Below are 19225 nucleotides of genomic sequence, written 5' to 3'. Positions count from 1 at the left end.
CGACCCCGCCCCGGCGCGCGTACGGCGACGGCCAGCGGCCGACGGCCGGTAGAATTCCACCGATTCGACGCACCCGGGGGACGAGAGCACGGACGACCGCGGTCCTCCTCGGGAGCGGGAGACGTCCAGGAGACACCACAGTGACGAGCAAAAGGGCGAGTGCCGGGAAGGCGTCGATCCGGCGCGGCACGAACCTGCCCCGCATGGGCGACTTCAACGAATCCGTCGTCCTTGACGCGATCCGCCGGGACCGCGCGGGCCTCAGCCGCGTGGAACTCGCAGAGGCCACGGGGCTGTCAGCGCAGACCGTCTCCAACATCACCCGCCGCCTCATCGACCAGGGCGTCGCCCACGAGACCGGCAAGCAGAGCAGCGGCAGCGGCAAACCCCGCACCCTCCTCCAGGTCGCGCCCGGCGCGCGCTACGCGATCGGCGTGCACCTCGACCCCGCCGTCATCACCTACGTCCTGCTCGACCTGCTCGGCACGGTCGTCGCCCAGCGCAGCGAACCCACCCCGCGCGGCGGCGACACCGACACCGTCATGACCGGCATGGCCGCCTCGGTGAGCGGACTGGTCGGCGGCTCCGGCGTGGACCGCGACCGGGTCCTCGGCCTCGGCATCGCGGCGCCGGGCCCCATCGACGTGACCCGCGGGCTCGTCGTGGACCCGCCCGAACTCCCCGGCTGGGGCAGCGTCCCGCTGCGCGACCGGCTTAGCGAGGAGACCGGCTACGCGGCCCTGCTCGACAAGGACGTGATCGCCGCCGCCGTCGCGGAACGCTGGTCGGGCGCGGCCACCGAGAGCCGCAACTTCCTCTTCTTCTACCTCGGTACCGGCTCGGGCATGGGCCTGGTCGTCGACGACACGGTGCTGCGCGGCTCCTCCGGGAACGTCGGCGAGGTCGGCGGGCTCGGCGCCGCCTGCTCGACCCGCGCCCTCGTCGAAGAGGCCATCGAACTCGCCGTACTGGGACATGAGTTCACGCCGACCGACCCGCAGGACGCGCAGCGCAGCCTGCAGCACCTCGCGTCCCTCGCGGCCGGTGGCGAGCCGCGCGCCGGCAGCATCATCGACCGCTGGGGCGTACGCATCGGACGCGGGGTCAGCGCGGCGGCGACCCTGCTGGACTCCGACACCATCGTGTTCGGCGGCCCCATCTGGACACTGCTGGCCGACCGGCTGCTCGCTGTGATCGAACCGATGGTCGCGCAGTCCCCGTTCGTCAAGCAGAGCCATCCCACGACGGTCACTTCGACGGCCATAGGCGAGAACGTCGCCGCCGTCGGCGCGGCCTCCCTGGTCCTCGACCGCAGTCTGTCGGCCCAGCCGAAGTCCCTGCTGCTGGGCTGAGCCCGGCCGGCCGCCTTCCTTACGCACATGAACCCGCGGGCTCGCACGGGCCCGCGGGTTCATGTGCGTGTGTGCTACGGCCGCTGCACGCTGCCGTCCGTGTTGCGCAGCAGCGCCCAGCGGTCATGCTCCAGTGGCTCCGTCACCGGGTACTTCGCGGCTGCCGACTCGTCGAAATCCACGCCGAGACCGGGCAGCGGCGAGGGATACAGCCGCCCGCTCTCGGGCACCGGCGTGCCGGGGAAGACCTCGCGCGTCGCCTCCCGGAAGGCCGCCGCCTCCTGGACGCCGAAGGCCGGGGAACTGATGTCGAGCGCGAGATTGGCCGCCATGCCCACCGGACTCACGTCGCCGGGACCGTGCGGCGCCGTGCGCGCGCCGAACAGTTCGACCGCCGCGACCAGCTTTCTGGTCGGGGTCAGCCCGCCCAGCGTGGGGATCCGGATGCGCGCGAAGTCGATGACCCGCGCCTCCAGCAGCGGCAGGTACATCCCGATGTCGTGGTACAGCTCGCCGACCGCCAGCGGCACCGAGCCGGCCGCCCGCAACTGCCCGAAGTGCGCCGCGTCCTCGGGCGCCAGCGCGTCCTCCAGGAAGAACAGCCTCGCGTCCTCGACCTCGTGGACCAGCTCGCGGGCCTGCGAGGGCGTGAGCCGCTCGTGCGCGTCGTGCAACAACTCGACGTCGGGGCCGACCCGTTCACGGATCTCCCGCAGCACGGGCGGCACGTGACGCAGATAGCCCAGCGAGTCCCAGCTGCCCGAGCGCAGCTCCCGGCGCCTCCGTTCGGCCTCGTCGCGCGGGGCGGTGCCGTAGGTGTCGGTGCCGGGGACGGCGACCTGGACGCGGACGTGGCGGTAGCCGCCCTCGGCCGCTGCGAGTACCTTCTCGGCGATCTCCCCGGCCTCGAAGCCGTCGACATGGGTGTACGCGTCCGCGGCCTGTCGGGCCCGGCCGCCGAGCAGCTGGTACAGAGGCAGGCCTGCGACCTTGCCCTTGATGTCCCACAGTGCGACGTCCACCCCGGCCAGCGCGTTCTGCCCGATCGAACCGCCCCGCCAGTAGCCGCTGTTGAGCAGCAGCCGGTGCAGGTCCTCGATGTCCGAGGGGTCGCGGCCCACGAGCATCGGCCCGTAGTAGTCGTCGACCACCGAGCGGATCGCGCGGGTGCGCTGCGGATCGCTCGCACAGCCCAGACCGTACAGTCCGGGCTGGTTGGTCTCGACGCGCACGATGACGTACGGGCAGCCCTGCGGGGCGCACAGGAAGGTGCGTACGGCCGTAACGCGCAGCGCGTCGGGGTCGGCGGAGGTCCACGGGGCGGGCGCAAGCACCTCACTCGGCTCCAGGGTGGCACCGGACAAGGTGCCGGCGTCCGGTGAGGGGGAGCGCGGAGTCACCGCGTCCGCTGCTCGTTCCGGTGGAGTCATGGAGGTCCTCCTCGAAGGTGACACGGCTGTGGTTTCTCATTGTTTTCCGTGTAGTTACGTCTATTGACATCGTACATCAAGTCGATTTAGATTCCATGTGCTGCTACGGCAGGAGCTGAACGGACAGCTCTCAAGAAAGGCGCTGGGAACGTGAAACGATTTCTCCCGACCACGCGCCGCTCCTCGATTCTTGCTTCGGTCGCCGTCATGGGCGTACTGCTCGCGGGGTGCGGGACGAGCGACGGGAATGGTTCCGGGCGTGGTGAACTTTCCATGTGGACCTTTAAACAGTCCCATGTGGCCGCCCTGCAGGCGGCCGCCAAGAAGTTCACCGCCGAGACCGGGACAAAGGTGAACATCCAGGCGGTGACGCCGGACGACGCGTTCCTGACCAAGATCCAGGCCGCCGCCCGCACCAACGACCTGCCCGACGTGCTCGAAGTGCACGCCAACGGCGACGACCTGGCCTTCGGCGGCGCGGGACTGCTGGAGGACCTCTCCAAGGACGTCGACCGCACCTGGCTCGACCAGTACCTCCCGCAGGTCCTGGCCGACGGCACCGTCACAGAGGACGTCTACCGGAACTCGCTGACCGAAGGCTCCAAGACCCAGGGAGTCGAGAAGGGACAGCGCTTCAGCGTGCCCCTCACCGTCGGCACCCAGGGCGTCGTCTACATGAACAAGAGCCGCGCCGAACAGGCCGGCATCACCGAGGCGCCCACCACCTGGGAGGGCTTCGTCGACGCGCTCGCCAAGATGAAGAAGGCCCACCCGTCCAACGGCGGGATGACCATCGGTATCAAGCAGCCCTCGACCGCCCTGGAATGGCTGATGCAGCCCATGGCCTACGGGATGCTCGGCAAGGACAGGTTCGAGGCGCTCTTCGGCCCCGACACCGCCAAGGGCTGGTCCTCCGCCGACGGTCAGAAGGTCCTGAACACCTACAACCAGGTCACCCCGTACTGGGTGCCCGGCACCCAGTCCAAGGGCATCGACGAGGCCGACCTCGCCTTCGCCCAGGGCAAGGCGTCCTTCGACATCGGCGGCACCTACACCCTCGCCTTCCTCGCAGAGAACGGCTACGACGCCGACAACCTCATGACGTTCCCGGTGCCCCCGCCCAAGGACGCCGCGATCCCCAACCTCCAGCTCTCCCCGTTCTCCCTGACCGGCCTCTCCGTCACCAAGAAGTCGGAACACAAGAACGAGGCTCTGAAGTGGCTCAAATTCCTTTCTCGTGACGGAATCGCCGCCGACTTCGGAAAGCAGGCACTCGACGTGCCACCGAACGCTCTCGACAAGAACCAGAGCAAAACACTCGGACCCGTCCTGAATTCCATGGAAACCGCGTTCGGATCCGGCGCGAAGGCATACAACGCCGGATACACCGCCTACCGGCCCAGCCTGTACGACCCCGGAAAGGTCGGCGCCGTACTGGCCCAGTACACCCCGCTGAAATCGCGTTCCGCGAAAAGCACGGGTGCCCAGATGAGTTCGATGATCAAGTCTTACTGGGCGGAGCAGAAGAAATGACCACAGAAACCGGTACGGTGCGGGGCGCGCGCCCCACCGGGAACGGACCCCGGGACGGCAACGGCCCCGCGGCCGGGACGCCCCGCGCGCGCGGACCGCTCGGCAGAATGCGCGAGAAGCGCAAGCAGGCCGCCTGGGGCTATCTCTTCATCGCCCCCGCGATCCTCCTGTTCGCCCTCATGGGCGTCTACACGATCATCTACGGCTTCTCACTCAGCTTCGCCCAGTGGAATGGCTTCTGGCCCGAATGGCACTGGAAGGGCTTCAAGAACTACACCGACCTGCTGGGCGGGAGCCCCACCTACTGGCCGATCGTGAAGAAGGCCGCGACCAACACCCTGTGGGTCGTCATCGGCGTCCCCCTCCTCACAGTCCTCGTCGCCTTCCCGCTCGCCCTCGTCCTCAACTCCGTCAAACGCTTCCAGGGCGTCCTGCGCTCCATCTACTTCCTGCCGTACGTCACGACCGGCATCGCCGTGTACTTCGCCTGGAACTACATCCTGGAGCCGGGCGGCGCGATCAACCTGCTGCTCAAGACCGTCGGCCTCGGCTCCCTCCAGGAACCGCAGGGCTGGCTCGGCAACCCCCACACCGCCCTGCCCACCATGATCGTCGTCATGGTCTGGTCCGCCGTACCGGTCGCGATGCTGCTCTACCTGACCGGCCTCCAGTCCCTGGACGGCTCCCTGCTCGAAGCCGCCCAGATCGACGGCGCCGGCTGGCTGCGCTCCACGACGACCATCGTGTGGCCGCTCATGAAGCCCATCACCGTCGTCGTCATCCTGCTGAACGTCCGCGACTCCCTCCAGGGCTTCCAGTCCTTCCTGATCATGACCAACGGAGGCCCCGGCGACTCCACCAGCGTGCTCGGCCTGGAGACGTACCGCCTCGCCTTCCTCAACGAGCTGTCCCCGACGCTCGGTCTGGCCAGCGCCCTTGGCTGGCTCCTGTTCATCGCGGCCCTGGTCGTCGCCTTCATCAACCAGCGGGCCATGAGGAGGATGGGATGAGCAGCCAAGCGCTCAGCACCCGGCGCCGCGCCGGCGCCCCGGGCCGCACCGCCCACACGAGCCGCACCGGAAGCCGCAGGCCCATCGGCCGCATCATCGTCGGCATCGTCCTCGCCGCCTACGCGGCCGTCAGCGTCTACCCCTTCCTTTGGATGGTGTCCGCCGCCTTCAAGACCAACGCGGAGGTCCAGGAGGGCGGGCACCTCATCCCGCACCACCCCACCCTCCAGACCTTCAGCGACACCTGGAACAAGCTCGACTTCTTCGACTACTTCCTCAACAGCGTCAAGGTCACCGTCCTCACGACGGTCCTCGTCGTGGTCATCTACTCGGCAGCCTCCTACGCCTTCTCGGTGCTGGAGTTCCCGGGCAAGAAATGGCTGTACCGGCTCTTCCTCGTACTGCTCTTCGTTCCCGGCGTCGTCACCCTGCTGCCGATCGTGCTGCTGGAGAGCAAGCTCAGCATCCTCGGCACCCACTGGGGCCTGATCCTGCCCTTCGTCAACGGCAGCGCCCCGCTCGCGATCCTCATGCTCACCAACTCCTTCAACGCCGTCCCCACCGAGCTGCGCGAGGCGGCCCGCATGGACGGCGCGGGCGAACTGCGCATCTTCAGCCGCATCTACCTGCCCCTGGCCCGCCCCGCGATCGTCACGATCGCGCTGCTCACGGCCATCCCGACGTGGAACGAGTACCAGCTCACCCGGATCTCGCTGAACGATCCGCACAGCTACACCTTGCCGATCGCGCTCCAGACGATGCAGTCCTCCAACGTCGTGCAGTACAACTCGCTGATGGCAGCGGCACTGATCATGGTGGTACCGGTGATCGCCCTGTTCCTCTGCGCACAGCGCTACTTCGTGAACGGACTGATGGGAGCGGTCAAGGGATGAGCGAGCGAACCGAACGGACAGCAACGGTCGGCACGGCCCCGGCGGCAACCGTCCTGGTGACCGGAGCGGCCGGCGGAATCGGGCGGACGGTCGTCACCCACCTCGCCGGCGCCGGCTACCGCGTCGTCGGCGCCGACCGCGAGCGCAAAGACGCGGACGCGGACTGCGCGGCCTTCGTGACCGGCGACCTCGCCGACGCCAAGACCGTCACCGAGTGCTTCGCCATGGCCCGGGAGACGGCGGGGGAGACGGGGCTCACCGGAGTCGTCCACCTCGCCGCCTACCCGGCACCCGGCATCGTCGCCGAGGACGAGACGCTGCGCGCCAACGTCCTCGCCGCCTACCTGGTGTACCAGGAGGCGGGCCGCACCGGAGTGCCCCGCGTGGTGGCCGCCTCCAGCGCCTCCGCCGTCGGCCTCGCCTGGGCCGACCGCGACCTGCACCCCGCCTACGTGCCGGTGGACGAGGAACACCCGAACCTCACTGTCGACTCCTACGGCCTCTCCAAGGTCATGTCGGAGGAGGCCGCGGCGTTCACCACCCGCCGTTGGGGCACCACCACCGTCATGCTCCGCTTCCCCTTCGTGGGCGCCGGCGAGCGGCTGCGCGAACGCCTCGACGAGGTGCGCCGCGACCCGGCGGGCAACCGCCGCGAACTGTGGGGCTGGCTGCACACCGAGGACGCGGCGGCCTCTGTGGCGGCGGCACTGAACGCGGACCTGGAGGGCCACCACATCATCAACGTCTGCGCGCCCGACAGCGCGGCCCAGGAACCGAGCCTCAGCCTGCTCGCCGCACACCACCCGGACGCCCGGGTGCGCGAAGGCTTCGGCGGCCACGATGCGTTCTTCGACACGACGCGCAGCCGGGAACTGCTGGGATTCACGGCTCGCCACACCTGGCGCCGAGCACCGGCCGGCCCTTGCGTACCGAGGGAAACCAGCGTGTTTGGTTGATGTGCCGCTGACCGGCGACACCCCCGCCGACATCGCTGCTTCGCCAGGACCCCGGTGTCCCTGTCCCTGGCCCACGCCGAGGTGTTCGGGGACTGTCACCGTGACCGTCCCCGAACACCTACTGCGGCGCGAGCGGCGGGCCTCGACCGGTTTCGCGCAGGAGCGCTGCCTGCCGCTCCCATCGGCAGCTCCGTCTGTGGTCCGCAATGCTGCTGCACCACTCAACGAAGCCAGAAATCTCGCGACTTCACCCCGTCATCATGCCTCCCATAGGTGTCGACGGGCGTTCAGTTCTTCCGGTCTGCGGACTTGAGGCGAAGCGCGGAGATGAGGAAGAAGACGCCGCCGAGGAAGGCGTACCCGGCAAGATTCGTGAGCGTGGCGCCGTCCTTGCCGGCCTGGAGGAGGAAGCTCGCGCCGGCGAGGGTGGAGATGGCCCCGCTCGCGATCATCGGCCACTGCCCGCCCGCCAGGCGCCGGACCAGACCCACGGCGAGCTGCGTGATGCCCGCCGTGACGGCCCAGACACCCCAGACCCGCAGGACGGCCGGGATCCCGGAGGTGAGCGCGACCGTCAGGGCGATGCCGGTGAGAACGCTGAGCCCGATGTTCACCCACAGCCGCTTGGCCGCACCGTTCCCCGCCGGGGTTGAGCGCAGGTCGACCACCGCGCAGGCGGCATCGAAGAGGGGATAGAGCACCAGCAGTGTCCCGCTGAGCGGGCCCAGCGTGTCGGCCGTCATGAATAGCAAGGCTGCCCAGACGGCGGCGAACGCGAAACGCAGAAGATACAGCTTACGCAGAGCAGCCCGGAGCGGGACCGCTGCGGTGGGAACGGGCTTGCTGACGACGGTGTCCATGGCGCAACCGCTTTCCATGACGAGGGAGAACGTTCGGTCTCTTTCATCATTGGGTGCTCTGACCGCCATGTCAAGACCGAACGTTCTCCCTCGGTTGTAGGGTGGAGCCATGAGCCGGAAGACAAAAGAGAACAGCACCTCCGAGGCCCGGGAGCGGCTGCTCGGGGCGGCGGTCAGGATTTTCTACGCCGAGGGGATCCACTCCGTCGGCGTCGACCGCATCATTGAGGAAGCGCAGGTGACCCGGGCGACCCTGTACCGCCACTTCTCCGGCAAGGAAGATCTCGTCCTCGCCTATCTCGAACTGGCCGACGACGGCATCAGAGCACAGGTGTCGGCCGCCCAGGCGGTCGGCAGAACCCCGGACGACAAAGTACGCGCGGTCGGCTGCTCCATCGCGGAGGGCATTAGGTCGCAGGGCTTCCGCGGCTGCGCCTTCCTCAACGCCGCAGCCGAGTATCCCGATCCGGCGCACCCGATCCACCAGGCCGTTCTCGCACACCGGCAGTGGTTCCTCGACACCGCCACGGACCTGCTGGCACAGGTCGGAGACGCGCCCGCCGAAGCGGCGGGACGGCACTTCGTCATGCTCCGGGACGGAGCCATGGCCGCCGGATGCCTCTCCGATCCGGGACTGATCACCGAGACGTTCCTGGAGGGCGTCGAAGGGATCCTGCAGGCGCGTTCCGCAGCACTTCCGGCAGGCTGAGTCCTGCTGCATGCCTGACAAGGACGCGGTTGTGCAGGTCGCAGGCCCGTGCCCACATCAACAGCCCGGGAGCGAAGCAGTCACATGCGACCGGACAAGTCCGCGGACGACGATGGGGTGGCAACTGCCGAACCCTTGAGACCATCGCGTGGGACCGCGCACAAGCGCCTGACCCGGTGGGCTATTGACGGCACCTGGGGACCGATCCTCACTCGGACGCTCACGTGGTGGCCTGATCACGAAGTTCACCTTGCCAGTGACGGCCAGGCACGACCATTGAGCTCCCACATCACCGCAGGCCAGGCCGGTGACGCACCGCCTCCGGCGGGGCAGCGCAGGAGGACGCCCGCTCAGGCCACACTCCACTTTGCCGCCATCCTCATCTGGATCCGGCAATACCTGGCGCGGTCAACGATCGACCGTCCAGCGCGCGTCCGCGGGCCAAGACCCACTGCTGACGATGTGGTCGACGATCCTGAACGCCTCTTCAAGCGGCACAGTGTCCACGTCCGGGTATTCGTCGTACTGCCCATTGGACAGAACGAAACCGTCGCTCGATCCCTCAGCTCCAGGGTCGACGGCATGCTCGCCAGCATCATTCTCACCGTTCATCAGCACCACCATCGCGCGCTCGCCATTGGTCACGAAGGCCAACTTGCGGCCGGACGAACTGGTCAGCCATGTCTCAAGCCGCCCTTCGCTAATTCTCGCCCGGAGGGTCTCCAGTACCACTTGCACAGCGCTGCCGTCATCAACAACCCAGGATTCGATCATGAGTACGACGATCCCACAGACGGATCTGAGAGACAGGCTCTTGGCCCCAGACGTGATCGTCGTAAATCGGCGTCCCCCCCCGCAGCGCGAGAGCGGAACTCAGCGCCTGCGCGTGGGCACGGGACCGACCGGAACCCGAAATGAGATCTTGGTCTGACGTCTCAACTGAGATGGGTGCTCAGTGAGCGATGGAACGGGTTGGCCCGGTGGCGCGTTGGCTCGATAGAACTCTGGGGGAGAACCTTGTCGAGTGTGAGCTTCCCGTCGACGCGGGCGGTCGGGCGCGGATCGGCCTGGTACCGCGGGGACTGCCATGTCCACTCCGTCCACTCGGACGGGGAACTCACTCCCGAAGAGCTGGCCGTCCGAGCGCGCGCGGCCGGGCTCGACTTCATCGCGACGACGGAGCACAACTCAGCCGCGGCCCCAGGTACCTGGGGGCACCTCGCCGCCGATGACTTCTTGATTCTTCTCGGCGAAGAGGTGACCACGAAGACCGGCCACTGGCTCGTGCTCGGCATCAATCCCGGCGAGGTCGTCGACTGGAACCATCACTTCAGGGACGGACTGGTTGGCAAGTGCCTGGACCAGGTCCACCGAACAGGGGGACTGTGCGTTGCCGCGCATCCGCATGCGCCCTACCCCTCAGGCGACTTCACGTTCCCCTTCCTCGGCTTCGACGTGGTGGAGGTGTGGAACGGGCTGTGGGCTTCGGACCGGCCCTGGAACGCTGACAACGAGGCGGCCCTGGCCGAGTGGGGGCGGAGCCTCGCGGCGGACCTCCAGACGGGCTCGTGGAGGCCGGCTATGGGCAACAGCGACACCCACTTGGAAGGGCAGATCGGGAACCCTCACACCGTGGTCTTCGCCGAGGAACTGAGCACAGAGGCAGTCCTGGCCGGGATCCGCGCCGGCCGCAGCTGGATCGCCGAATCGGCTGATGTGGACGTGTCGTTCACCGCCCATGCCGATGGGTGCGTTGCCGGGCCTGGAGAGCGGCTTGCGGCTCATGGTGGGCAGGTGGAAGTCCCTGCGGCAGTACGAGGCGTCCCGACGGGGACCGTCAGCTTCAACACCGATCGTGGGAACGTTCACCTGGAGTGGGCCGTGGGCTGCGGTGTGAGCGCGGGCTTGGTGCCAGGTGCGCTGCCACAGCGTGCTCCACGGCACGTTCCACCAGGGATAGACGCCGTTCAGAGCGGCGGCTTGGTGGGCCGGCATTCTGATGTGGCTGCTACGCAAGTTAGCGATCCATTGGCCCAGTGGGTAGCCATGCGGGACGTCTTCCTTCGGCACGGCCAGATGACCGTGCTGCTGGTGGTAGGCGTGGGCCTGGGCCAGGCCTGTCTGGAAGGCTTGCTCGGCTTGGAGACTGTGGCCGCGCAGCCGCTTGGCGGGTGGTCCGGGTGCAGGCGGGGTACCGTCGGCGGCCGCAGGGCGGGGGAGGAGGTCGCTGAGAGGGCGGGGCCGGTGGGCCGAGTACACCTTCCACAGTGTTCGCTGCGCCGCGGGTGCCGGGTCGGCGCGGGTGCGTGCGCAGGAGTGGGCCCAGGTGAACAGCGGCCCGTGGGTGACGGTGGCGAGGTGGCGGGGCAGCCACGACCTTCCGAGCTGGTCGGCGAGCTCGGCCAGCAACCCGGGTAGTTCGCCCAACCGATAGGGCAGATGGCCGCCCGATTCGGTGATCGTGCGTTCCTGCAAGGGATGGCCGGCCAGCAGGCCTGCGAGGGCAACAGCCTCGGGGTAAGTGATCAGGTCACGAGCGGCTACCTTCCACCAGCCGGCATCGGCATCCATAGGCCGCGTGACCTCAAGACGAGCTGGCCAACGCTGTTCCTCGCTCGGCCAAGGCTGCTCCCACCAGGAGCCCGTGATGGCGCGGGCGACCTCGAAGGCATCCGCTGCGGCGGGGGAGCGGTGCAGCAGCCGGACATGCCGCCGCTGGGCCTCGATCACCTCCAGGCACCGGCCCAGGGGCACAGGCAGCCCGCTGGTGTGAGGCAGGTACAGGAGCCAGTAGCGGTGGCGCGCGCACACACGTTCCTCGGGTGCCAGGTACCGGCATGCGGGGATGTCTCGTCCGGTGCGGGCGGCGGTGCATGCGGGGCAGGCCGGCCCCCATGCGGCGACGACCTCCTCACCACGCATCAGCCGCCCGGCCGGGCCGCTCCCGTACTTTCCGCTCGGCTCTTCCCTCGTCCATGCGGGCAGCGCCTGCTCGAGCACGTGCTGCGGAACGTGACAGAGTGCGGAAACGCTTGCGCGGGCCTGGGCGTTGAGGTGGATTTCGCTGTCCGGGTACAGCATCCCGGTGAGGTTCTGCTGGCCGCCGACGTCGGTGACGGCGGCGAGCACGTCACGGATGCCGAGGTGGTACCGGGCGGCGATCCTGGTCAGGAACGACAGCGTCAGCTCCCCGCTCAGCGGAGCGATGCGTCCTGCCGCGCCGCCGCTCATGGTGGGCACGATCCTGCCGGATGCTGCCCGTTCGCGTCCGGCTCGCCTGCCCCGGGGCAGGCGAGCCGGTGTGGGCGTGCTGGACCGGTGCGCCATTTCGGATGCCCTACTGCTTCCGTCGTGCGGGCCGGGCCGGCCGGGCCTGGGCCTCGGCGGCTGCGTCGAGTTCGACCTCCGCGAGCAGTTGCTTGGTGATCCGCTCGGTGCCTTCGGTGAGGGCGATCAGGGCGGCTTCGCGGATGAGGTGGGAGAGGCTGCCGATCCGCCCTGCGGTGCGGGCATGGAGGTAGGCGGCGTGCTTGACCAGGGTTCCGGTCCGGTGCGCGCGCAGCCGCAGCAGGTCTTCCATGGCCCGTACGAGGTCGTTCCAGACAGCCCGGTCCTGTTCGGTCGCGTACGCCAGCGGGCGGTGGCGGAAGATCTTGAAGCGGCCGGCGATCTGCGCGCCGCGTACTCCGCTGAGCAGGGATGAGGTCTCGATGTCGATCGCGGAGTAGACGAAGGTGGCCGGGATGCGTTCGCCGAGGTACTTGAGCTGGTCGGAGGTTTCCGCGCCGGCGCGCCGCTGGGTGTCGAGGAGGTGGACGTCGTCGATGAGGACCAACTGGGTGCCCAGCTCGCACAGAAGGTCGCACACGGCGCTGGTGATCTGGGTCTGGTTGAGGCGGTCGGTGATGGGCATGCCGAGGAACCGGGCGAATTCGCTGACGAGCATCTTCGGGGTGGCGGCGGGCGGCACGCTGATGAACAGCACGGGCCTGTGCTCGGCCCGTCCGGGGTGCTGGCGCTGGTCGGCGAGGTGGAAGGAACGTCCGAGCGCCATCATCGTGGTGGTCTTCCCGGTGGTGGCCGGACCGGAGATGATCAGGCCGCGCCGGGCGCCCGCCTGCTGGCGGCGGTTGACCAGCAGCAGCCGTCGCACGGTGGTGAAGACGCTGTCCATGGCCGGTGTGCGCATGACAGCGAGTTCGGAGTGGTAATCCTCGCGCTCCGTCTGGGACCAGACGGGATCGTCGGCCTCCCGGGCGGAGGCCGGCACCTGGTGAACGAAGGCGTCCCAGCCCTGCCATACGGTCGGAGGGCCCAGGGGCACGAACCCCGCGCTGTCCTCGGAGAAGCTACTCACCAGCGCAGCGACTCCTCAAAGGGGTCGTAGACCGTGACGGAGGAATCTCGCGCCGGACCTGCTTGGCCCTTGTTGTCCCCGGCCCCGACTCCGGCCAAGCCCTCGGCGCCGGCGGGCCCCGGCGGCTGGTACTCACCCGCGGCGCCGGCGGGCCCCGGCGGCTGGTACTCACCCGCGGCGTCGGCTTCCCCCGCCTCCGTCTCTGCGTCTTCGGCGAAGGCCTCCTCGCCGTGGTCGAAGCCGTCGTCCTCGTCGGGCCCATCGGCTGCTGTCTGCGGCTGCTGGCCGTACAGGATTCCCCACACCGCACCGCCCTCGTTCGCGGCGCCGTGGGCGCGGGCCCGGGCGGCGACGACCTTGTCCCGGCGGCTGCCGTGTCCGGCGGCGGCGCGTTCCAGGAGCTCGCACAGGGCGAGGGCAAGGTCGTGTTCGTGCTGGACGCGGCTGCCACGCTGGGTGACGGTGCTCCTGACGTGCTGCCAGGTGAAGTCGGTGAACGGGGCGCTGACCAGGGTGCGGTGGATCCACGGCACAGCCTCCCACCCGTACCCCCGCGGGCGGCCGGGTTTGGGCAGGCGCACCCATACCTCGTCGGGCGCGTGCGGGTTGTAGTGGATCTCCCACAGGCCGTCCGCCGCCGGCGAGGCTTCGCCACGGTAGGGGTTAAGGGTCTTGTGGTCGTAGGTGCGGTAGTCGATGCGGATGCCGTAATCGTTGATCTTCTGCCGCTTGACGGGCATCAGCTCGATGTAGTCCTCGCGCCCCAGCGGGACCGGGACGTATCCGCACACGGCGCCCAGTGCCGCCCACATCTCGTTCGGCGACAGAGCGCGGCGGGGCATCATCGGGTGCCGCAGGCCGTCGTGCTCGCGCGCCTGCCACCCGCAGATGATCCACTCCTGCAGCAGGTCGTCCAGCTGGGCGAGCGTCCATACCGCCTCGCCTTCGGTGTCCCGGCCCCGCTCGCCGGTGTGGGAACCCGTGTAGCCGGCCACGTGCTGGGCGAACAGCGTGTTGATCGAGGAGAACGTGCGCTCCACATGCCCTTTGGCCGGCCCGTTGCCCGGCGGCGCCGGCTGCAGGGAAATGCCCAGCGACCCGCAGGCGGCGACGAACGAGGACGAGACGAACACGCTGCCCTGATCGACCACGACGGTCTGCGGGGTGATGACCGGCCGTGCCGCGGCTCCTTCCAGGCGGGCGTCCACGCTCAGCAGCCGCTCGTACGGGATCACTGAACGTTCCATCGCCAGCGCCTGGGGCCATGCAGGCCGCATCGGCGCGGGGACCATCATCTGCGCCAGCAACTGCGCCGCGTCCACGCTGCGGGTTCCCTTCGGGCGCAGCACGGCCGCGCAGATGCTGCGGGTCGCCACATCCAGCGCGATGGTCAGCTCGGGCCGTTCCACCACCCCGTCGTCGAGTACCACGAAGGCATCCAGCAGGGTGCTGTCCATCATCACCAGCTCGCCCGGCGCCATCACCGTCGTGGGAACGAACGGGGGAGCCGGGCGCGCCGAGCGCCAGCGGCGCTGCCGCGCACTGCCCAGCAGCCCGCACCCGTCGGCCAGGGCGTGCACGAGGCGGTTGAACGTCGCAGGTGACGGCAGCGGCACCGACCCGTCGCCGTGCTGCTCGGCCAGCAGCCGCTCGGTATACACCCGAAACCGCCCAAGCGTCCCGCTGGAGCGTTCCTGCCCGGCCTCCAGCACCTCGAGCAGGGCGGCCACCACCCGCTCATCCGCCCGCCCCAGCGCCGACCGGGGCCGGGCGGCCCGCTGATCCACCAGTCCCCACACCCTGTCGCTGCGGTAGCGGGCCCGCATCCGCCGCACCGTCACCGCGCTGGTGGGCATCCCTGCCGCCGACAGCTCCGCCGCCTTCGCCTCCTCCCGCTGCGCCAGCGTCCGCGCATCCGGGTCGTACGCACCCCGCGGAGGGCCAGCCGCAGCGGATCCGCCCGGGCGCCCCGTCTCCACCTCCCGCACGTGCCGCTCCCACGCCAACGCCCGCTCCCGCACCGGCGCGGGCAGCGACTTCAGCAAGCCCAGCGGCGGCACCCGGCGGGCGGCGGGTGCCGCCGCAACTCCGAACCCCTCGTCGGCGAACAACAGCGACAACAGCAGCGCCGCCATCTCTCCGTTCTCGGCGATCAGCCGCACCTGGCCGCCATGGAGGGCGGCTACCGTCCAGGTCCGCCCCTCGAACCGCACCCGGGACCCCACCTCGACCACCGGACCGCCGGGCCCCCGGCCCCGTGCCCCCATCACGCCGCCTGCGCCCATACCGGCATCCGCTCATGCATCGGCGCGCCCAGATCGGCGGACAGCTGGCCCGCCCACAGAGCATGGAACAGCGCGGGAAGGACCACCATCGGATCCCCGGTCTGGCGCACGCCCTCCCACAGGGGCGTACGGCCGGCGAAACGACTCCCGCAATGCCGCGGCCAGCTGCTGTCCTCCGCGGTAGCGCGGATGCCGGTACCCGGACAGCCAGGTCACGTTGCGCCGGTAGACCGGATCGACCGGCCCCAGCACCCAGTACCGCCAGCCCACCGCCGCACACACCTCGCCGGCCGCCGCCGCGAGGGACCGCTGACGCTGAGAAAGCCCCCTGCGGCGGTGCAGTCCGCCAAGACCCCCTGGCCGTCGGCTAACCGGAGCATCACCTGCGGGAGATGCGTACGCACTCCGCCCGGCGCACGCCACCGCAGCTCCAGCGGCCGGCCGGCCAGACCTTGGACGCGTGGATCGCGATCGAGCAGCATCAGATGCAGCCGCATAGCCCCCGACCCGTAGTGCACGAGCCGCCCAGTGGTCGCCGACCACCACCATCCCGGCGCCGTGCGCTTGCCCTTGCGGACGGGAAACCGACTCAGCGGCGGACACTGCTCGAAGGCCACTTCGACGGCCGCCGCCGACCACGGCGAACACTGCATCGTCCCGCCCGCAGCCAAGAACCGTACGTCCACAGCTCCGACATCAGCCGGCCCGGCCCTTGCTGCATCCCATCCCGCTTCCGCGTTCCGCACACAGAGCCAAACGAATGATCGGCTCATCCGGTAATGGGCGTAACAAGCCAACGGGAAAACGCCTGCCGCAGTTCCGGGCCCGCCGGTCCTGCGGGGGCGTCCCTTGACCCGCAGACCGCTGTCAGCCGCGCTCAGTCTGCTCTGCGGCCCAGTCGAGCCCGAGGCCGGCCAACGCGGTGAGTTTGTCGGTGGTGAGCTTCCCGCGCCTGCTCTTACTGTTGCTCAAAAACACCCCTAGCCGAACATCGGTGCCATCCTCCAGCCGTTCGGTGTGCCCCCGTGGGACGATCAAGTGCCCTTCCCGTGCCTTGTACTGCGCCAGGGCCGCCGCCCCCTTCTCGAAGGCGCTCACCGGCGCCGTGGACGGCTTCGCCGGCGCTTCGAGCTCCGCCGCCAGCGGTACGACGCCGATGGCCTCCAGGCGTTCGCGCTGCCCGTCCGTCAGGCCCGACCAGACCTTCGGTGTCCGCTGCTTGGCCAGCCACTTCCCGATGTCCATCCCGTGCACGGTGACGCCCGGCTCGACGTAGCCGAGGACGGTCTCCTCGGCGAGCATCTCCCGCACCACGGCATAGTGCCGCTGCCACTCCGGCGGCCACGACGGGTTCCAGTCCTCATCGACCTCGCGCAGCGCCTCCTCCCACTCGGAGTGACCCTCCAGGGCGCCGGGGCGGCGCAAGTTGGACAGCCACTGCCCCACCGGCCGGTCCAGCGCCGTTGCCGTCCGGGGCGCGCACAGCGTCCAGTGCTCCTCGTGGTACGCCTTCGCGGCCTCCAAGTTCTCCTGGAACCGCTCATCGACGACCGACCAGACCATGCCCAACTGCTCAAGCCTCCGAGCGCGTTGGCCGCTCATCTCTCCGGCCTTGTACGCCCGCCGCTGCTCCGCCACCCACTGCCCAAGGGGTGTCGCACCCTCCCGGTGTCCGTAGAGCACCCTCGCGTTCCCTACCCGCTCGACGTACGCCTTGAGCTTCACCCAGCCGCGCGCCCAGTCCTGGCGTTCGGTGTCGATTACGTTGAAGGACACCCAGTCCGCGACCATCACCGGATCCCGCGGAGCCGCAAAACGGAGCAGCAGACGGGATTCGTCCTCGTCTTCCTCGGGCGGCGGACCGATGTACTCGGACGGCTGCGCGGCGTCCCTCTGCGGTTCCTGCGGAATCGCGAGCAATTCGATTGCCTCTTCGTCGTGAGCCCGTAGACCTTCAAGAACCTTCACCAAAGGCCGATACGATCCGGAGGTGAACATGTCTTCCGGCTTTTCTCCAGGCTGGAGAAATACCGGCACGATCAGAGAGGCGACTTTGCCCTGTCCGGGCTTTTGACGGAGCGCCCGGCCAATCGCCTGGACGATGTCGTGCGGGGCGCCCTTCGGGTCCAGCAGGGCCACGGAGTCCACCGCACGGATGTCGACGCCCTCGCCCAGGACCCGGCAGTTCGACAGCACCGCACGCCGGGCAGTGGACCCGAACTGCCCCAGGACGTCACGCCGGCGCTCGGGCACGTGCTCACCGCACAGCCAGTCCGCCCACACCTCAGCCGGGTACTTCTCGGGCTGGTCCGCGTGCAGCCGCTTCGCCACCCGCTCCAAGCCCTCCGCATACGCCGCGGCCTCTATCGTCCGGTGATGGAAAGTGATGCACGTCTGCAACTGGTGCTGCTCCATCGTGTGCAGGAGCGCCGCCTGGAGCGCCCCGAGCCGCTGCCCGCGCACCTCCTCGCTACGCCGCTCCTCGCCCATCAGCCGGTCCGGGGTGACCACCGGGTCCTGGAGTTCCAGGACGATGATCTGGTAGCGCGCAAGCAGCTTCCGCGACACCGCCGACGCCAACGAGAGCTTGTAGAGGACGGGCCCGAACACCGCCTCGTCATCCATGCTCGCCGCCATCTCCTTTGGCAGCGCCTCCCGGACACCCTCCGCGACCTTCCCGTTCGGGCGCTCCTGCCAGATCCGGGGTGTCGCCGTCAGGTACAGCCGTCGGTGTGCCGGAATGACGTGCTGATTGTGGATGTCCGCCCACGCCTTACCCATCGAGCCACTTGTTCTGTGCGCTTCATCAACCACGGCAAGGTCCATCGGCGCGAGCTGCTGCCCGTAGACGCCCTCGAACGCCTCCGCCAGCACACCGAGGCTGGCGTACGTCGCGAAGATGGTGACGGGCCCCTCGCCGTGCCACAGCGCCAACTGCACGGGGTTGGTGGTGGAGCGCACCTTGAGGTCCCACATATCCGGGTCGTCGGTGAGGCTGCACACCGCGACGGCCGGCCCCGCGCGCCCGGCGGAGCGCCACGCCTGCACCGTCTGGGTCAAAAGGTCCAAAGTTGGCACCATAACGAGAATGCGGCCCTTGGGAACAATGCGCTTCGCCGACGCCGCCGCAATGACGGTCTTCCCCGTGCCGCACGCGGCATGAACCTGCCCGCGTAGGCCGTTGACGGGGATACCGCCCGGCGGGACATCGAGACCCCGCACAATGGCGGCCACGGCCTCAATCTGATGGTCACGCAGTTTCACGGCCAATTCTGTGTTCTCCTTCTGGCGAAATTCTGCGCGCAATCAGTAAAGAAAACCCAGTGCGGAGCGGGGTGCCGAGGGTGCTGATGTCTGTACCCAGATTCTACACAGTCTAGACTCATGATGCATCACTCACGAGACAAGTTTCCCCCACGACTGACGCCTGGCCAATTTTCACCCGGGACGACGATTCGCAGCGTATGCCGATAGGGAGCTGTTGAGCAGCGACGGAGCGGCTTCGAGAATGGGGGAGTGGTCAGGGTGGAGCGCAGCGGAGCCCGTCACTACAGGGAAGCCGGCACCCGATCGGGCCGACGGACCATCACCCTCGTTGTGGAGGTACTGGTCGAGAATCCCAAGCCCTACACAGGCCCGCGCACGATGCACCTCCCCTCACAGCCAGCCCAGGCGACCGCGCTTGCGCGGGTGCCATAATTTGCGCTTGCGCGAATTATACTCCCTTCGGGAATTCCGCTTGCGGAATTCCATTCCCGCGCTTGCGCGGGAATTCGGCTTGCGCTTGCGCAAGCCGAATCACTCTGCAGCGGCTTGCCGCTGCAGTACCCGCTCCGCGGG

The 19225-nt window shown here is 68.9% G+C and carries 13 protein-coding genes and 3 pseudogenes; 8 read left to right on the top strand and 8 right to left on the bottom strand.

Features of this window, described 5'->3' with window-relative positions:
- The first annotated feature begins 140 nt into the window (after nucleotides 1–140).
- A complete protein-coding gene (locus ACZ601_RS00080) occupies nucleotides 141–1352 on the top strand; it encodes an ROK family transcriptional regulator (protein ID WP_469531542.1) in 1212 nt (403 codons plus the stop codon).
- 74 nt (nucleotides 1353–1426) lie between these two features.
- On the opposite strand, the gene ACZ601_RS00075 is transcribed toward ACZ601_RS00080, so the two are convergent.
- Nucleotides 1427–2782, bottom strand: a complete 1356-nt coding sequence (locus tag ACZ601_RS00075; protein WP_469531541.1) for an enolase C-terminal domain-like protein — start codon at nucleotides 2780–2782, stop codon at nucleotides 1427–1429.
- A gap of 297 nt (nucleotides 2783–3079) precedes the next feature.
- Between ACZ601_RS00075 and ACZ601_RS00070 the strand changes: the two genes are divergently transcribed.
- The 4 genes from ACZ601_RS00070 to ACZ601_RS00055 are packed head-to-tail and all read left to right on the top strand — an operon-like array spanning nucleotide 3080 to nucleotide 7174.
- The gene (locus tag ACZ601_RS00070) at nucleotides 3080–4315 is read left to right on the top strand and encodes an ABC transporter substrate-binding protein (RefSeq protein WP_469531540.1); all 1236 of its coding nucleotides are present in this window, start codon (nucleotides 3080–3082) and stop codon (nucleotides 4313–4315) included.
- A complete protein-coding gene (locus tag ACZ601_RS00065) occupies nucleotides 4312–5325 on the top strand; it encodes a carbohydrate ABC transporter permease (RefSeq protein WP_469531539.1) in 1014 nt (337 codons plus the stop codon). The genes ACZ601_RS00070 and ACZ601_RS00065 overlap by 4 nt, the downstream gene beginning before the upstream one ends.
- Entirely contained in the window at nucleotides 5322–6218 is an 897-nt protein-coding gene (locus ACZ601_RS00060; RefSeq protein ID WP_469531537.1) for a carbohydrate ABC transporter permease, read from the top strand. Before ACZ601_RS00065 ends, ACZ601_RS00060 begins: the two co-directional genes overlap by 4 nt.
- Complete coding sequence (locus tag ACZ601_RS00055; protein WP_469531535.1) at nucleotides 6215–7174, top strand: NAD-dependent epimerase/dehydratase family protein; 960 nt, start codon at nucleotides 6215–6217, stop codon at nucleotides 7172–7174. Before ACZ601_RS00060 ends, ACZ601_RS00055 begins: the two co-directional genes overlap by 4 nt.
- 287 nt (nucleotides 7175–7461) lie before the next feature.
- Here ACZ601_RS00055 and ACZ601_RS00050 read toward each other — a convergent pair whose 3' ends face one another.
- Nucleotides 7462–8034 (bottom strand): hypothetical protein, encoded by a 573-nt coding sequence (locus ACZ601_RS00050; RefSeq protein ID WP_469531533.1) that lies wholly within the window; start codon nucleotides 8032–8034, stop codon nucleotides 7462–7464.
- A 109-nt stretch (nucleotides 8035–8143) separates the two neighbouring features.
- On the opposite strand from ACZ601_RS00050, the gene ACZ601_RS00045 reads away from it, so the two are divergent.
- Together ACZ601_RS00045 and ACZ601_RS00040 are read left to right on the top strand one after the other, a co-directional pair.
- The gene (locus tag ACZ601_RS00045) at nucleotides 8144–8743 is read left to right on the top strand and encodes a TetR/AcrR family transcriptional regulator (protein WP_469531532.1); all 600 of its coding nucleotides are present in this window, start codon (nucleotides 8144–8146) and stop codon (nucleotides 8741–8743) included.
- Nucleotides 8744–8841: 98 nt separating this feature from the next.
- A pseudogene (locus ACZ601_RS00040) lies at nucleotides 8842–9061 on the top strand (hypothetical protein); the annotation flags it as partial.
- 90 nt (nucleotides 9062–9151) lie between these two features.
- Here the strand turns inward: ACZ601_RS00040 and ACZ601_RS00035 are convergent.
- On the bottom strand, nucleotides 9152–9517 hold the full coding sequence (locus ACZ601_RS00035) for a hypothetical protein (protein WP_469531530.1): 366 nt from the start codon (nucleotides 9515–9517) through the stop codon (nucleotides 9152–9154).
- 174 nt (nucleotides 9518–9691) lie between these two features.
- Here ACZ601_RS00035 and ACZ601_RS00030 point away from each other — a divergent pair.
- Nucleotides 9692–10519, top strand: a pseudogene (locus ACZ601_RS00030) (CehA/McbA family metallohydrolase); the annotation flags it as partial.
- 201 nt (nucleotides 10520–10720) lie between these two features.
- Here the strand turns inward: ACZ601_RS00030 and ACZ601_RS00025 are convergent.
- The 5 genes and pseudogenes from ACZ601_RS00025 to ACZ601_RS00005 form a co-directional block, all read right to left on the bottom strand.
- A pseudogene (locus ACZ601_RS00025) lies at nucleotides 10721–11314 on the bottom strand (helicase associated domain-containing protein); the annotation flags it as partial.
- Between the two features lie 766 nt (nucleotides 11315–12080).
- Nucleotides 12081–13103, bottom strand: coding sequence for a TniB family NTP-binding protein (locus ACZ601_RS00020; RefSeq protein ID WP_469533745.1), 1023 nt, complete (start codon nucleotides 13101–13103; stop codon nucleotides 12081–12083).
- Nucleotides 13097–15385 carry a Mu transposase C-terminal domain-containing protein gene (locus ACZ601_RS00015; RefSeq protein WP_469531529.1) on the bottom strand — a complete coding sequence of 763 codons (2289 nt, stop codon included), beginning with the start codon at nucleotides 15383–15385 and terminating at the stop codon, nucleotides 13097–13099. The genes ACZ601_RS00020 and ACZ601_RS00015 overlap by 7 nt, the downstream gene beginning before the upstream one ends.
- A 212-nt stretch (nucleotides 15386–15597) precedes the next feature.
- The gene (locus ACZ601_RS00010) at nucleotides 15598–16038 is read right to left on the bottom strand and encodes a TnsA-like heteromeric transposase endonuclease subunit (protein WP_469533743.1); all 441 of its coding nucleotides are present in this window, start codon (nucleotides 16036–16038) and stop codon (nucleotides 15598–15600) included.
- Between the two features lie 214 nt (nucleotides 16039–16252).
- Nucleotides 16253–18655, bottom strand: a complete 2403-nt coding sequence (locus ACZ601_RS00005) for a helicase associated domain-containing protein (protein WP_469531528.1) — start codon at nucleotides 18653–18655, stop codon at nucleotides 16253–16255.
- Nucleotides 18656–19225: the final 570 nt, after the last annotated feature.

The sequence above is a fragment of the Streptomyces sp. NPDC104307 genome, assembly GCF_055584045.1.
This window is presented reverse-complemented; position numbering and strand designations above follow the sequence as displayed.